The sequence below is a fragment of the Candidatus Villigracilis sp. genome (genome assembly GCF_057083605.1).
The window spans coordinates 1-14568 of sequence record NZ_JBXMTI010000152.1 but is presented as its reverse complement, the minus strand read 5'-3'; the positions used below and the strand labels follow the sequence as shown (position 1 = coordinate 14568).

11 protein-coding genes and 1 pseudogene are annotated in these 14568 nt (G+C 47.7%); 4 read left to right on the top strand and 8 right to left on the bottom strand.

The genetic code is table 11. From position 1 onward, the window contains the following. Window positions 1–93 precede the first annotated feature (93 nt). The 4 genes from AC14M5_RS22140 to AC14M5_RS22125 all read right to left on the bottom strand — a co-directional run bounded on the left by AC14M5_RS22140 (window position 94) and on the right by AC14M5_RS22125 (window position 5630). Entirely contained in the window at window positions 94–1587 is a 1494-nt protein-coding gene (locus AC14M5_RS22140; protein WP_484031894.1) for a S10 family peptidase, read from the bottom strand. 15 nt (window positions 1588–1602) lie between these two features. After that, entirely contained in the window at window positions 1603–3216 is a 1614-nt protein-coding gene (locus tag AC14M5_RS22135; protein WP_484031893.1) for a DUF4365 domain-containing protein, read from the bottom strand. Window positions 3217–3223: 7 nt separating this feature from the next. Next, on the bottom strand, window positions 3224–4048 hold the full coding sequence (rsmI, locus tag AC14M5_RS22130; protein ID WP_484031892.1) for a 16S rRNA (cytidine(1402)-2'-O)-methyltransferase: 825 nt from the start codon (window positions 4046–4048) through the stop codon (window positions 3224–3226). A gap of 151 nt (window positions 4049–4199) precedes the next feature. Continuing rightward, entirely contained in the window at window positions 4200–5630 is a 1431-nt protein-coding gene (locus AC14M5_RS22125; RefSeq protein ID WP_484031891.1) for a serine/threonine protein kinase, read from the bottom strand. Window positions 5631–6067: 437 nt separating this feature from the next. Between AC14M5_RS22125 and AC14M5_RS22120 the strand changes: the two genes are divergently transcribed. Continuing rightward, a complete protein-coding gene (locus AC14M5_RS22120; protein ID WP_484031890.1) occupies window positions 6068–6226 on the top strand; it encodes a hypothetical protein in 159 nt (52 codons plus the stop codon). A gap of 20 nt (window positions 6227–6246) precedes the next feature. Continuing rightward, on the top strand, window positions 6247–7068 hold the full coding sequence (locus AC14M5_RS22115; protein ID WP_484031889.1) for a hypothetical protein: 822 nt from the start codon (window positions 6247–6249) through the stop codon (window positions 7066–7068). 192 nt (window positions 7069–7260) lie between these two features. Here the strand turns inward: AC14M5_RS22115 and AC14M5_RS22110 are convergent, their stop codons facing one another. From AC14M5_RS22110 to AC14M5_RS22095, 4 genes are all read right to left on the bottom strand, one after another. Continuing rightward, complete coding sequence (locus AC14M5_RS22110; protein ID WP_484031888.1) at window positions 7261–7878, bottom strand: MerR family transcriptional regulator; 618 nt, start codon at window positions 7876–7878, stop codon at window positions 7261–7263. A 1-nt stretch (window position 7879) separates the two neighbouring features. Continuing rightward, window positions 7880–9184: a BCD family MFS transporter gene (locus tag AC14M5_RS22105; protein ID WP_484031887.1), complete on the bottom strand. Its 1305-nt coding sequence runs from the start codon at window positions 9182–9184 to the stop codon at window positions 7880–7882. A gap of 182 nt (window positions 9185–9366) precedes the next feature. After that, window positions 9367–11712 carry an FTR1 family iron permease gene (locus AC14M5_RS22100; protein ID WP_484031886.1) on the bottom strand — a complete coding sequence of 782 codons (2346 nt, stop codon included), beginning with the start codon at window positions 11710–11712 and terminating at the stop codon, window positions 9367–9369. Window positions 11713–11782: 70 nt separating this feature from the next. After that, window positions 11783–12868 carry an imelysin family protein gene (locus AC14M5_RS22095; RefSeq protein ID WP_484031885.1) on the bottom strand — a complete coding sequence of 362 codons (1086 nt, stop codon included), beginning with the start codon at window positions 12866–12868 and terminating at the stop codon, window positions 11783–11785. A gap of 239 nt (window positions 12869–13107) precedes the next feature. Here AC14M5_RS22095 and AC14M5_RS22090 point away from each other — a divergent pair, with 239 nt between their 5' ends. Both AC14M5_RS22090 and AC14M5_RS22085 read left to right on the top strand, forming a co-directional pair. After that, the gene (locus AC14M5_RS22090; protein WP_484031884.1) at window positions 13108–14118 is read left to right on the top strand and encodes a LacI family DNA-binding transcriptional regulator; all 1011 of its coding nucleotides are present in this window, start codon (window positions 13108–13110) and stop codon (window positions 14116–14118) included. 219 nt (window positions 14119–14337) lie between these two features. Further along, a pseudogene (locus AC14M5_RS22085) lies at window positions 14338–14568 on the top strand (hypothetical protein); the annotation flags it as partial.

Here is a 14568-nt window from a genome sequence, read left to right as displayed (position 1 = left end):
GGTGTCCTATTGATGTGAATCCCTGAGCGACAGCGAAGGGTCTCTTAGATTATCGTAGAGATCCTTCGCTACGCTCAGGATGACACTAGTTGGCTAGCTCGCGCTCTTAATAAATTTCGTCAGATCTTTCTTCATCGATTTAAGCGAAGGCATGTGGATGTACATCATGTGGCCCGCGTCATAATAGGCCATGCTGATGTTCTTGCGCAGGGAGGCATCCAGGCCAAGATGATCGAAGGTGTATTCGGTGGCGAAGTACGGCGTGCCGAGATCGAAATATCCGTTGGCAACGAAGACCTTGAGATATTTATTAAAGTGCATGGCCTGGCGCAAAGTTTCAGCGACGTTGAGATATTGATTCTGGAAATAACTATACGACCAGTTCATCCACACCTTTTCACTGAGGATTTCATAGGGCAGGTCAGTTTCAAATTTCAGTTCGGTGCGGATGTAATCATTGAAGGCCGCAGTGTATGGGCCAGAGACCTGAGCGAAGAGCGGATCATATTCATAGGTCTCGGTGACCCCGATTCGATCAATGCCCGTGAAGCGGCTGTCCAAACGGCCGACAGTTTTTCCACGCTCGCGCAGGAGTTCCTTGAAATAATGTCGGTCAAGGATTCGCAAATCACTACGTTGGATGAATTCCTGTGAGATGCCGGTATAGCGCGAAAGTTTTTCAACGATGTTGGCGCGCTCTTCGGGTGTAATGGATGCACCCTTGAGCAATGCTGCTGCATATTCACCCTTTGCGAACTGCTCTGCTGCTTTTAGTATGGTTTGCAAAGAACCTTTGAAACTCAACTTGCCGTGATACCAGGCGGTTGCTGTATATGCAGGCAGGAAGAGGATGTAAGGCAGGTCGTTGTTGAGATTGAAATCAATGGTGGTGAAATCAAGCACGGCAGAGATGAGCATGAGTCCGTTCAGCAACATGCCGTGACGATCCTGCAAATAACCTGAGAGTCCCGCCGAACGTGTGGTTCCATAAGATTCACCTGCCAGGAATTTTGGCGAAAGCCAGCGATTGTAACGGGTAGTGTACAAGCGGATGAAATCACCGACAGAAGCAATGTCCTTGGTGAAGGTATGCCATTCCTTGGATTTTTCACCTTCCACCGGGCGGCTATAACCTGTGCTCATCGGGTCGATAAACACAAGGTCGGTTTCATCAAGAATGGAATATTGATTATCGGTTAACTTAAAGGGAGGCGGAGGCAACTCACCTTTATCGGTGAGGATTACGCGGCGAGGGCCGAGCACACCCAAATGCAGCCACACCGAGGAGGAACCTGGCCCGCCGTTGAATGAAAAAGTGATGGGACGCTTACCTTTATCTTTCACACCGTCTTTGGTGTAGGCAATGAAGAATATCTGTGCGCGAGGCTTTTCGATTTCGGTATCTTTTTCCTTGTCGTTGACCTCTTCCTTGAGCACCATCGTCCCGGTGGTGACGGTGTACTTGATGGTCTTGCCACCAATCCTGACCGAGTGCTTGCTCTCGACTAGATTATCCTTTGGGGTTGGTTTCTCTTCCTTCTTTTCTTCTTTCGTTTCTTCAGTTTTGGTTACGATCTTTTCGGGCATGGTACTCTCCTAGTTTTATTTTTTATCAGGAAGCCAGCTGTAGTACTGAACAGTAATGCCTGACTCATCAACTTCTAGTTCTATGCGAACCTTTGCATCATCTGATAATTCTTCAAGAGAAGAAAAGCTTCTTATAGTTTTTCTTGACAGGCTGGCTGGGCCTGTTAACACTCTGGTTTTGCCAAAATTTATTTCTTGTCCAAAAATCTTTATGATGTGATCCATACCATCAAAGATAAATGCCATTTTAGGTGTAGTAGAAAATCTTTTATATAAATCTGTTGCGGATGATTTATCAATGGTAAATTTTACCTTTCTGCCTTCAAAAGTCTCGCCTTTTGTAAGTATATTGACGGCTTTTAATACAGCATGATAATCTTCCATGGCTATCTTTTCTGGCCATAAAAATATCGTATTTGTCTTCTGTTGAATTAATGTTAATCCATTGGCGAGTTCAATGTGAATATCTAATGGCTTTTCAGTTAAATTTTCATGAAAATCTTGTTCTAGTATTTTGATACCCGTATCTAAGTGAAACATTTTGATTCTACCCCCAGCGGCAAATGCCTTTTGAAGACTTAAGACTTCTTTTACTTGTGCAGCGTTAAAGTTGGCATAGTTTAGTTTGAACGAGAGAGTTGCCTCTCTCTTCTCAAAGCCAATTAAGAGATTGAATTCTGTTGGAGACCTCTGCTCACTATTGGAGAAAAGAGACTCTTCAGTACCGTAACGAATTTCTTTGAAGTCAATGTAAGAAATCTGTGCAATGAGTTCATTAGAAAGGTTGAAAACTTCAATTTTGGCAGCAAACTCTTTATCCCTTCTTAATGGCATTATTATGAGTTCATCAGGTTTAAATTCTTCAACTAATAAACTATCTAAAACTGCCAGCTCGGCAGGAGTTTTAAATTCTTTAATGAATCGTGTATTTATTTTTGCATGGGTTCCCTTTTTAAAGGCATTTTCCCATGCCTCTCGCGCCTTCTTTCCATCCTCAGTATTGTCGAAGTTTAATGTGAGTCCAAAAGTAAGAGGGTAATCTTTTTCCGCATTTGGATATTTATAGGAAGCACTTACTGTTGTGGTGTTTCCTATAATTTCAAACCCATAGTCAATACCAGGGTGTTTCAAAGTTTGGATCGTGTTAACTATTTTTCCTTGTCTGTGTGAACGTAAAACACGTTTTTTTATTTTTTCGATGGCTTCTTTGTTAAAAAGACTTCTGCTAGGTATCTTAACTGTGAACTCTTTCTGTTTTTTCCAGCCTTGTGAAGTTTGGTTGTTTAGAAACTCTTGTATCCAAATCCAGTAACCAACCTTAGATTTTGCGTCGTAAACTAAATAAATTACTAATTCTGATCTTTCAAGATAATACTGAAGAGAACTTGTTTTGCATGAATGAGAGATATAACCTTTTTTGTTTACAGTTATATCTTCTGCTGACTTTAATTGGATCGAGAAATGTGCGCCTGTAACATTGCTGTTGTCAACAATTTCTACCTCTAAATCAATGCCATAATCACTTTTCACTTCTTTAACTAACCATTCATTTGGTAGGATTTGTTCGACAAATCTTCGAGACTCTGTTTCTAAAACGTGAGAACGTGGTCTTTGAGGCAGTTTTTTCATTTTCCCTCTATTTCAGTTCATTAACTAAAGCATACACTTCTTTTTTATTCCAACCGCTTTTTTCCGCCAATTCAGCGGAAATTTCCTTTGCAGATTTGCCTGCCTTCAATCCCTTCTTGATGGCTTTCAGCAATTCACCTTCCGACCAAACAATTCTTTCTTCTTTCGTCTTTCCTTCGATCACCAATGTAAACTCGCCGCGCGGTTCTTTCGACTTGAAATGTTCGATCGCGCCGCTGACATGTCCACGCCAGTATTCTTCGTACAGTTTGGTCATCTCACGGGCGACGCAGATGCGACGGTCACCTAGAACGGAGAGGATATTTTCGAGCGAGTCCACAATGCGATGAGGGGATTCAAGGAAGATCAAAGTGTAGTGCAAATTGGCAATTTGCATTACGGTTTTGCGGCGTTCACTGGATTTGTTGGGGAGATAGCCGAGGTATAAAAATGAATCCGTGGGCAGGCCGGAGACGGTCAACGCGGCGATGGAGGCCGAGGGACCGGGAACAGGTATAACGTCGAAACTGGAGGCGAGGGCGGCTTGGACCAGTTCGTAGCCGGGATCATTAATGGCAGGAGTCCCTGCATCGGAGACCAATGCCACGTCACCTTGTGAAAGTTTCTCAAGGATGTAATCCAGCTTATTAAGTTTATTATGTTCGAAGTAACTGGTGAGCGGGGTTTTGATATCGAAATGCTTGAGCAATGTGCCGGTGTGGCGTGTATCTTCGGCGGCGATGAGAATGGACTCACGCAATATCCGTACGCCACGTGGACTCATATCCTCCAGATTGCCAATCGGCGTTGCTACGAGATATAGTGTGCCCATTTGGTTATTTTATCACCCTACACAGTGTCATTCTTCGTTTTTAAAGGTAGGGACCCTCACCGCACTGCATCCGCAACGCGGTGCATGTGTCGCTCTGCTCAGGGTGACACAACTTCATAAAGAAAATCGGGCGCTGTTTGCGCCCGATTGATTATTGACAACCCTTTAATTTGACCTGAATCACAGTACAACCTGCTTCTGGCGGTGGCACCGCCACACAACATTGATGTGGCGTATCGAAGGTTGCATCGCGTGGGCATTTGTTTAGCTCCACATTGGTGAGAACGGGGGGTGCGCAAATTTTTAAGTCGATGACAAGGAAACCCGGCCCGGTGCAGGACAATACTTTTCTCCCGCCGGTTACGGCTTCAACCCTGCATGAGCCTTGAGGGTTAAGAACTTCAAATGTGGCAGGTTCAGGAATGGAAGCATATGAATAAGGAATTTTCTGAGCACAAATGCTATCGGTTACCTTGCCATCAGGAACAGGGAAGTTAACATCGGCAGAACAGACTGGTGCAAATGCAGGGACTGTTACCAAAGCATCAGTCGGGACAGTAGTCAACGTAGGAAGAACGGTGGTGGCGGTAGCAGCGGGCGGCTCCGGTACTAATAATTGATTTCGTAAAAGGAAGAACCCGATTACGGCCACAACCAGGACTGCGCCAACCACAACCAACCCAGTGCGCCCGCGGGAAGATTGCATGGTCGAGTTCCTCAAACTGGTGCCCGTGCCAGGGTTTGTATTAAATGTGATATTGCCTTCCTCACCAAAGGCAATCAGATTTAAGGCTTTGGCCAGGTCGATGGTGGTGGAATAACGCTTGGTTTTATCCTTGGCCATGGCGGTTTTGATAACGCCATCCACTTCAGCAGGCAGGCTGGGTGCGAATTTCAGGATCTCCGGCACAGGCTCGGTGATATGTTTTACGACTACACCCATCGGTGTATCTGCGCTGTAAGGCTGCTGGCCGCTCAACATTTGATAGACGATCACACCCAACCCGTAGACGTCACTGCGGGCATCGATTTCATTGCCTTGTGCCTGTTCGGGACTCATGTAAGCCGGCGTGCCGATCACACCGCTTCCGGTCAGCCCGCCGCTTGCTTCTGTCAATTTGGCTACACCGAAATCTGAAATAAAGGGGTCGCCATTGTCATCGAACAGGATATTATCTGGTTTGAGATCGCGGTGGATGATGCCTTTTCTGTGGGAATAAGCAAGTCCTTTTGCGATTTTCTCGATAATGCGCGCCACGTCCTGAATCGAGAACTTTTCGTTTTCAATCAATTCTGAGAGGGAGCCGCCGGTCATGTAACGCATGACAAAATATGGCTGGCCGTCATCATCGCCCACATCATAGACCGGCACAATGGCTGGATGCTCCAACGCGGCGACCATCTTGATCTCGCGTTCAAAGCGGGAGCGGAACTGCGGGTCGTGCAGCATCTCGCGCGGCAGGACCTTGATCGCAACCTCACGATCAAAACTGGGGTCGAAGGCGCGATAAACCGTGGCCATACCACCGCGCCCAAGCTCAGATTTAATAATGTAACGTCCGATTTTTTCAGGGATTGGCATGGGCGCAAGTATAAACCAGGTTAATGTCATGGCGCAAGTAAAAGCGGGGCATTGTCTGATTTCCAACGCACCCTTTTGTACCAACAGGAAGACATGGTTAAGACCGCGAATAATCACACCCTGTTTTTGGGATGGCCGATGATCCGCCGTGGTTAAACTTCATGTCGCCGCGGGTTTTGTACCATGACTATATGATTATCGTACCTGCGAATGCATGACGTATATCATGCCGATTCCGATGGTTCTACAAAAGTTTTAATCAAAACCTACGTAAACTCATATTGTTCTTTCAATCAAAAAGTGGACAATATGCACAGGAAAAATACGGAAAGAATTACAGAGTATCGCATAATTTAGTAAACAGGAAGTTCATTTCTTACTCGCAATATCCAACAAAAAGTTTACTTTATTATGAGACAAGCGATAAAAAGGTTTCCATGACTAAACAAACCCGCACAAATAATAAATCCCATATCCCGCCGAATTCTCTTTTATTCGAAAAGATCATTCCCGCACTGTTGATCCTGATGGGGATCATCACGCTTGGGTTGATCGTGTTTGCCGCAGGCGTGCTGCTTGGGTTCGTGCATTTCTAATCTCACAGGAGAAATAAATCATGTCGATCAATCTAATCCTTCCTTTCATTTCAACCGCGGTCATGCTCGGGTTTACAGTTTATGTATTCCAACGCTACTTTGTCCGCCGCAACTTTGCCTTCCTGTATTGGGGCATTGGGCTGGCAATGTTCGGCGCGGGCAGTTTTGCAGAAGCATACCTGGCCCTGGCATGGAACAAGTGGGTATTTTTCACCTGGTATCTTTTTGGCGCGGCATTGAATGCCGCCTGGCTTGGGCATGGCACATTGAGTCTGTTGGTAAAAAAGAAATGGGTACATGTTGTAACCCTGGCCTTGATCGTCGGAAGTTTATTCGCAACCTACCTGATGTTACAAGCCATGCCAAAATTAGACACAGCTATTTTTACAACCGATAAGCCGATCAGCGAGCAATATGGAACCAAGGCATTGGATGAAGGAGAAACCGCCCCGGCTGATTCACAAACAATCACTGCTACTTATCGCGGGAGGGAAGTAACAGCGGTTCGGGGTCTTTTGCCACTGGGAACCTCTGTCCGCCTGGCGACCCCCTTCTTCAACATCTACGGTCTGTTCACGCTTGTGGGCGGAGCGATATGGTCTGCCTATCTTTTCTGGCGCAAGCGCGTCATGCCAAATCGTGTAATCGCCAATGTTTTGATCGCGGCTGGCGCACTTTCGATTGGGTTTGCCAGCACATTAACCCGCCTGGGTTATGGTCAGTATTTATATTTGGGAGAACTGACCGCTGCGATCCTGATGTTCATTGGCTTCCTCTACGCAGCAAAGCCGCAGCCGGATGAAGTGGCTGTACAAGAATCAATTCCCGCTTCTGCGGACTGAATAATTTTTATGCAGCAAATCGTGATTCCCTCCCGAAGGACATCGGGACAATGTGAGCGAACAGCGAAGGGTCTCTACGATAATCTCAGAGATTCTTCGCTGTCGCTCAGAATGACACTACACAAGATGACTGAATAATGCAAACAAAAAATGAGCCGTGAAAAATACGACTCATTTTTTGTTACCAGTGGGTCAGCGATTGCCATTCAATGACTGATATGTCTTCAGGAGGCTGATCAAAATTTCATCTGTAAAAGTATGTATTTTTTGGAACATCTCCGCAGTTTGCCCCGAGGGCACATTCGCTTCGCTGTAAACCTTTACTACGGATTCGATCATTGTGCCCCTGAAAAACAGAAATGCTTTGGTGGCATCCACATAATTCAAACTATAACGATGCGCGCGAGACGCGTATTCATAGCCAATCGCATAGGCCTCAGAGGCGGCTTCTTCATCGTTTGCGGAGACATAATTCATCAAACCGTGAAACAACGAGCGGGCACTCAGGCGATACTGCGCGCGCGCATCCGCATCCAGTTTTTGATACCAGGACTCAGCCTGCAGATTCCCTTCCGAAATTTGCATGCGCACATTTCGGATGACTTCCTGCATCATATTCTCAGGTTCGATCTCGCGGGACTTTTTACTGGTCTCTGCCCAAAGAGAAATTTCGCTACGCTTATAACGTCGATGTCCGCCCTGCGTCTTATGCACGGGCAATACGCCTTTATCAGACCAAAGCCTGACGGTGCTGGGATGTACACCCAACACCTCGGCTGCGTCACTTAGGGAAAGCCATTCGTCTGTCATATTAATCGGAAGCCATTGCTACTTTTTCGGTGAAGGCTGGCTCGTTGACCTGTTTCTTGAAAGCGGCGACATCAATGCGTGTGAGCATGATCGCGGCGACGAATAACATTAACGCTTCGATGCCGAACACGAGGATATATCCGCTCAGGGCAACGCCTGTAACCTGCGTCGCTACATCGGCCACGACTCCGGCGAGCAGCAGGCCCACCAAACGGGACAAGCCATTCGAGAAGCCCCACGCTCCAATGTATAAGCCGACTTTTCCAGCGACAGTCAGGTCAAACATCAGGGATAGATTCGCAATAGTTGATATGCCTGTGCCGAAACCAAGCAGCATAATGCCAATGTAGAAAACATTCAGGCTGCCCATCAAGCCGCTTAAGATGATTAGAAGGAAACCGACGAGCGCACCGATGTTACCTGCCTGGGCAACGGTCTTCTTCGGCACACGTCCTTCCAATGCACCTGCCAGTATAAAAGCGATCAATGTGAAAGTACCACTAATGGATACGATACGGGTGGTGGCTTCAACTGACATGCCAAAGGCTTGCGCGCCAAATGGTTCAAGCAGAACATCCTGTCCCAGGATGGCGGCAAGTAACAGAAGCAGATAAACAAAGAATATCTTTGCTATGGGGTTGGCTGTGATGGCAGAAGCCATCTGTTTCAAAGTATGGGATTCAGATGCGGCAGTTGAGGCGGGGAGCCCAAAGCGTGGCTCAAGCTTGATGAGGCCGAGCAGGCCCAAGGTTAGGGCTGAAGCGCCGACGAAGTTAAAGGCACTCGAAAGAGTCTCTGGTGAATACGTGGTCAACATGCGGCTGAGTCCGACCCCTGTCGCAATTAAACCGATCACCATCATGAAGAACATGGTCGCGATGGTCTTGCCACGCTCTTTTTCGCCGGAGAGTTCGGATGCTAATGATAGATAGCAGACTGCGGAAAGGTTGTAGCCCATGCCCCATGCGCCAAAGGCAAGTAAGCCGGCCAGAATGCCAAGCGCGAAATTATCGTGGATCAGATATGCGACATAAGGGGAAATGACCAGTCCCACGACACAAAGTATGAGGCCGGTCAGAATGTAGGGGGTGCGTCGATAACCCATGATCGGATGGCGATCTGAAAATGCGCCGATAGCCACTTGAATAGGTGAGATCAGATAAGGAAGAACCGCAAGGATCGAGACCAGGGTCTTGGAAATACCGAGGTCAAAGATCATCACGCGGTTAAGCGCGCTATTGATCGGAACGAGGGTCATTGCGACTGCGACATGAATGAGACCGAGTTGAAAACGTTTTAGGAACATGGCTACCTTTGGCTGGGTTGTTAAATAATGCAAGGGCGTTTTTCACGCCCTCGCCTCTGTAATTCAAATTTTACTTTTAAGGGCGTAATGGTCAATGTAGATTTATGTAGAATTTTACTAGAAATTTATGAGCAGGTCAGCCCCACGGAGTGCAACGACTCCAGTCGTTGCACAGTCCAAAGTCAGGAGACTTTGGACTCCAATTGGACTGCTTGCTTTTTGGGTGAAAAGATTCTTTGCTTTCTCAATCCTTCGGCGAGGTAGTAACTGCCAACTACAAAAAACAGTGCTGCGAGTTGAAATGCGATTCCTTCCCATGTGGCAAACACGCCAAACCACGTGCCCAACCAATAGGAAAAGGCAGCACCCGAGATCGGGTGGATGGGAACCCAGCCGACAACTTGCATGATGTGCACCGTGCTGCCGACCATTTGCAACAAGACTGCGCCGATCATGATGCCTGTGATGATAAGTATCTTCATATAAGGAAGGTTCTTCTGCAATCGGAACACGATGGCACCGACAAGGACAACCGCGGCGAGCGCGATCAATACACCTAGCAGTACTACGCCCACACCGCCTTCCAGCACGAGGGCCTGCAGAAAGAGAACGATCTCAAAGCCTTCGCGGTAGACGCTGGTAAAGCCAAGTGTGACAAGCCCCAGCCAGAGACCTGTTTCCTGATTCAACAACCTGCGTTTCCGTGAATGGAATTTTGTGAGCCAGCTCGTCCAATAGGTTTTGTGGAAGAACCAATTCATGATGAGTAATAGAACACCGATGGCAATGACAGAAACCACGGCCTCAAGTTTTTCACCATAACGCGCCAGCGACTGAAGAATTCCATGCGCCAGTAACCATGTGAGCGCTGTGACAAGGATGGCGAGAATTGTCCCGACCCACATAGGTTGACGGTATTTACGTTCCTCTGCGGATTTCAAACTGCTCATCAACGAAGCCAGAATGACCACTGCTTCCAACCCTTCACGGAAGACGATGATGCCTGCATTGGTGGCAATCGCGGCGGGCGCGGTATTCTTGCCGAGGATGGTCTGTGCTTCTTTCAACGACGCATCCAATTCAAGGCGTGAGGATTTGATCTCGGAATATGGCGCGCCGTCTTTGATGAGATATGCAAGGCCATCATGTTCGCCTTGCCCATTCCAGAATAGTTCTTCGATTTGTAATTTCAATTCGGGCGCAAAGACGATCAGCTTGGCTTCGGGGCCTACTTCCAGCATGGCGTAGGCTTCGAGGCGCGCGGATTCGGCAAGCTCATATTCGCCGTTTCGCACCGCTACTTGCATTTGATCGAGCATGGAAGAAATTACATCAAAGTCGCCCTGTGAACTTTGCTTGAGCCACTCTGCGGGAATCAATGTTTTCAATAAGCCAGTCAGTTCATCGGTTTGAGATTGAATGGCATCCGGGCTCGCAACGGTTTTGCCTATGCCAGCATCCGCAAGCTGTTCGCCTATGGATTTGAACAGCGCTTCTGCCTGAACTGTTTGATCGTGATTTTGTACAGCCAGCAAATCCTTCAAGTCGGAAAATGCTGTGTATGCGCCTTCGTGGAAAATTGTTGCTTCCTGAATCTCCAAGTCTTTGGTCACGCGCCCATCCACAACGCCACGGGCATACTCCACGGGCACAAGCGAAAGGAAACGCAGTGCCTGGCCCGCGCGGCGGCTTTGTTCCGCAGGGCTGAGCGGCGCGGCGCGGAATCCATCAAGCGAAGCGTGGACAGAATCAAGCAGGGGCTGAATCGATGTCCCTGAAACGGCGGCAGCTTGAAGATTAAGAAAGAGGCGCTGCACTTCATCCAATGATTGTTCTCCGCGCTGTTCAAGATAGGCGGGCGCAAGGATTTGAAAATATCCAGAAGCCAGCCCGGCCAACTCGGCGCGGCGAATCGAAAAATCATTTTGATCGGCGGCGCTTAGGTCGCGCAGGGCTTCATTCAAACGCGCCTGATAGGTATCGAAAAGATCGGCGTGAAGAAATTGAATTGCCTCTTCGGCTGTGATGCTTTGCGTTGAAAGATTTTTGACCGCCAATGTTGCATCGGCGTTCGGGCGCGAAAAACGCGTGGCTGTGCGATATTCGCGCACCATCAGCCAACTTTGCGCAAGCTCCGTTTGATTGTTTTGAATTGCCTTTTCAACGATGACATAACTTCCATTCAGGATCGCCGTCCAGGTCTGCGCGCGCGCAAGCGCAAAATCAGGCGCGGAATTATTTGTGATGGCAGCCTGCATTTGCTTGAAACCTGCGCGAATCAATCTATCGGTTTTGGCGTTCGTGTTGAGGATCGTTTGCTGGAATTCGCCAGAGTACGCGGATTCTGCGCGGCCCAATTCCTCCTGTGCAGTGGATGGATTGGAGGAAACTTTCATCTGCGCCGCAAACAGGGATGTGCGAATCTTTTCCGCCACCTGTGAAGGCGGCAGCGCCTCAGCCCTGACCTGATAACTGGTCAGCGAAATAAACAGCGCCAACACGAAAAGGCTTCTCAAAACATTTTTCATTTGGTGTTCTCTTTTTAATAGCATGGGAGGGCAGCGCAACGCCGCCCTCAAAATATCAAATCAACGATCTTTATTCTTCGATTGCAATTCCCAGGGATGCGGCCACTTGTGAGATTTGGCCTGCGATGGCAGTGGCGCGGTTTTGTGCTTCTGCGCCAAGCTGATCGGCTTCTTCAGCAGTGAACTGTTTGCCGTCCTGTTCCTGTCCATAAACATCGGCGACAAAGTCTTTTAAACTGCCGAGGTCACTTTCAATTTGTGCCGCTTGATTGGCATTTAAGGAAACGATTAACGGCCTGATACCCGTGTACACCACCTGCAAGCTGGAAAGAATATCTTGAATATCGGAGAGGCGGGAGATCGCAACGAAGTCACTTTGAGTGGAGGCTTCACCGGCCACGAAACGTGAGTTCTTCCACGATTCAAAGTATTCGCTCATGGTTGGCACCATCACGACCAAAGCAGTGAACGCATCGGATTCAGTTGGCTCCCAGGTTTGTGCCGCGGTATCCAATTCGGTGACGTAACTATCAAGTAAATCCGCCGCGCCTTTGAGTACATTGGCATCGGGCAGAACTTCGCCAAAGTCCAGAGTGCCATTTGAATCAAGATCGGCATCTACATCTGCGATCATGTAATCAGCATTGGTTCCCCAGAGTGTGGTTTCCAGCACGCCAAACAAATTGCCGGGCTTGGGCAGCATACGTCCATCGGGCAGATTGATATCGAAGGGGACCGCGCTTTCGGGGTCATCTGCGCCTGAGCCGCCTGCATCGAGGATCACATCATATTCCGCGAGGCTGGGCACGCCTGCAACAATGCCTTCCACTTGTTCATATAACGGGCTGGCTGCCATCCACGCGGACTTTGCATCCAGCAAGGCTTGTGAGGCTTCGGCAGAATTAGTTGCCCATAGGGCGGTGTAATCAAATCCGCTGGCTTTGGCTAGTTCATAGTATTTGTCACTGGCTGATTTTAAATTGGCACTGCTGGACTTTAACTCACCGATCTTGTTCAACAAGTAAGTTTTGATAGCGCCCAGGTCGGCCTGAGATTCAATTGCCTCTGCTGTGGAGGTGGAGGCGGCGGGTGCGCAGGCACTGATGAGCAATATCAACACGAGGCTAAAGATAAAAAAGTTTGACTTACGAACCATTTGTTTTTCCTTTTAGAAAAGATGTAATTTATCAAAGCAGATAAATAAGATGATATTTATCTGCCTCGAATGGCGCGTACTATAGCTTCAACAGTGGCAATAATCCAGATGTCTGGCATAAACCTGCGATATACCCTGTTGTTACCGGTTTTCAACCAGGTTGATAAATTATGCAGACTCTTTTCAGTTTGACGCTTTACAACTTGATATGTTAAACTGAAAGTGCTTTCAGAAAAATTATGACATCCCAGAAAAAGTCCCCCACCATTTATGATGTAGCCAAAGTATCTGGCGTAAGCATTTCGACGATTTCGCGCGTGCTGAATGCCCCCGACAAGGTAAATTCAGAAACTCACAAGCGTGTGATGAATGCCATTGATAAGCTTGGCTTCATTCCACGGGCAGATGCGCGTGCCCGCGCATTACAGAACACAGATCGCATCGGCGTCTTGACTCCATTTTTCACTGCCCCCTCCTTTGTGCAAAGGCTGAGAGGCGTTGCTTCGGCTTTATCCAAAGCAAATTATGAATTGCTGATCTACCCTGTTGATTCAATGGATCACTTGCAGGGATATATTTCTTCCATTCCATTAATGAGGAATATTGACGGACTGATCATCATGTCACTGTCTCTTGGAGATCAGGATGCAGAGCGATTATCCCGGAATGGTATGGAAACCGTCCTGATCGAATATTCACACCCGCATTTGAACAACATCGTGATAGACGACCATCAGGGTGGGCGCTTGGTTGCGGAGCATCTTATTGGCAAGGGACATAAAACTTTTGGGTTTATGGGTGATATTGAACCGCCCGAAAAGTTTGCAATCCATCCTGTTAAATCGCGCCTGGCCGGCTTCAAAGCGGCAATAGAAGATGCGGGGTTGTCATTATCTCAGAGCTACATTTATTCATGTCCGTATACGCAAAAGGAATGCAGGCAGGCTGCTCTTGAGTTGCTCAGCATGCCAAAGCTGCCTACTGCCGTATTTGCTGCATCAGATGTTCAAGCCTTGAGCCTGATGAAAGTCGCGCGGCAATTAAATATTAAGATCCCGGATGACCTTGCCATTGTCGGCTTTGATGATATCGATGTCGCAGAAGCCGTGGACCTGACAACTGTTCGCCAGCATTTGGATGAATCTGGCAGGCTGGCGGCTGAAATCCTGCTTTCGCGCATCGGTGAGTCAAGCCGTCCTCTTCAGCACATCAACCTCCCCTTAAAATTGATCGAACGTTTGACTACCTAAACAACACACCCTCGCCTCCAAAAAACGCTAATATTTAATTATTGACTTTCATCTGAGATATGCTATACTGAAATGAAAGTGCTTTCATGAAAAGCCCTTTCAAATTCGTCCCATCTATATCCAAATTACGCTTACGTATTGAGGAGGTGCGCGACAAATTACCAAATCCCCCTATCTTCCATCTGTATAAAATCATTTAACTTTTCCAAGGAGAGAAGCATGAAAAAAACTATCTGGCAAACTATTGCCATATTCGTTGTTACGGCTATGATATTAACAGCCTGTGGGGCGCCCGCCACCGCCACTGAAGCACCGGCTGTTGTCACCGAAGCGCCAGCCGCCACTGAAGCCCCCGCTGCAACCGAAGCTCCGGCCATGCCGGAAGTTGGTTTCGATTACCCGCCCGGTGGAGCTTTGGAAGCCGCCATCAAAGGTGAATATTCAGGAACC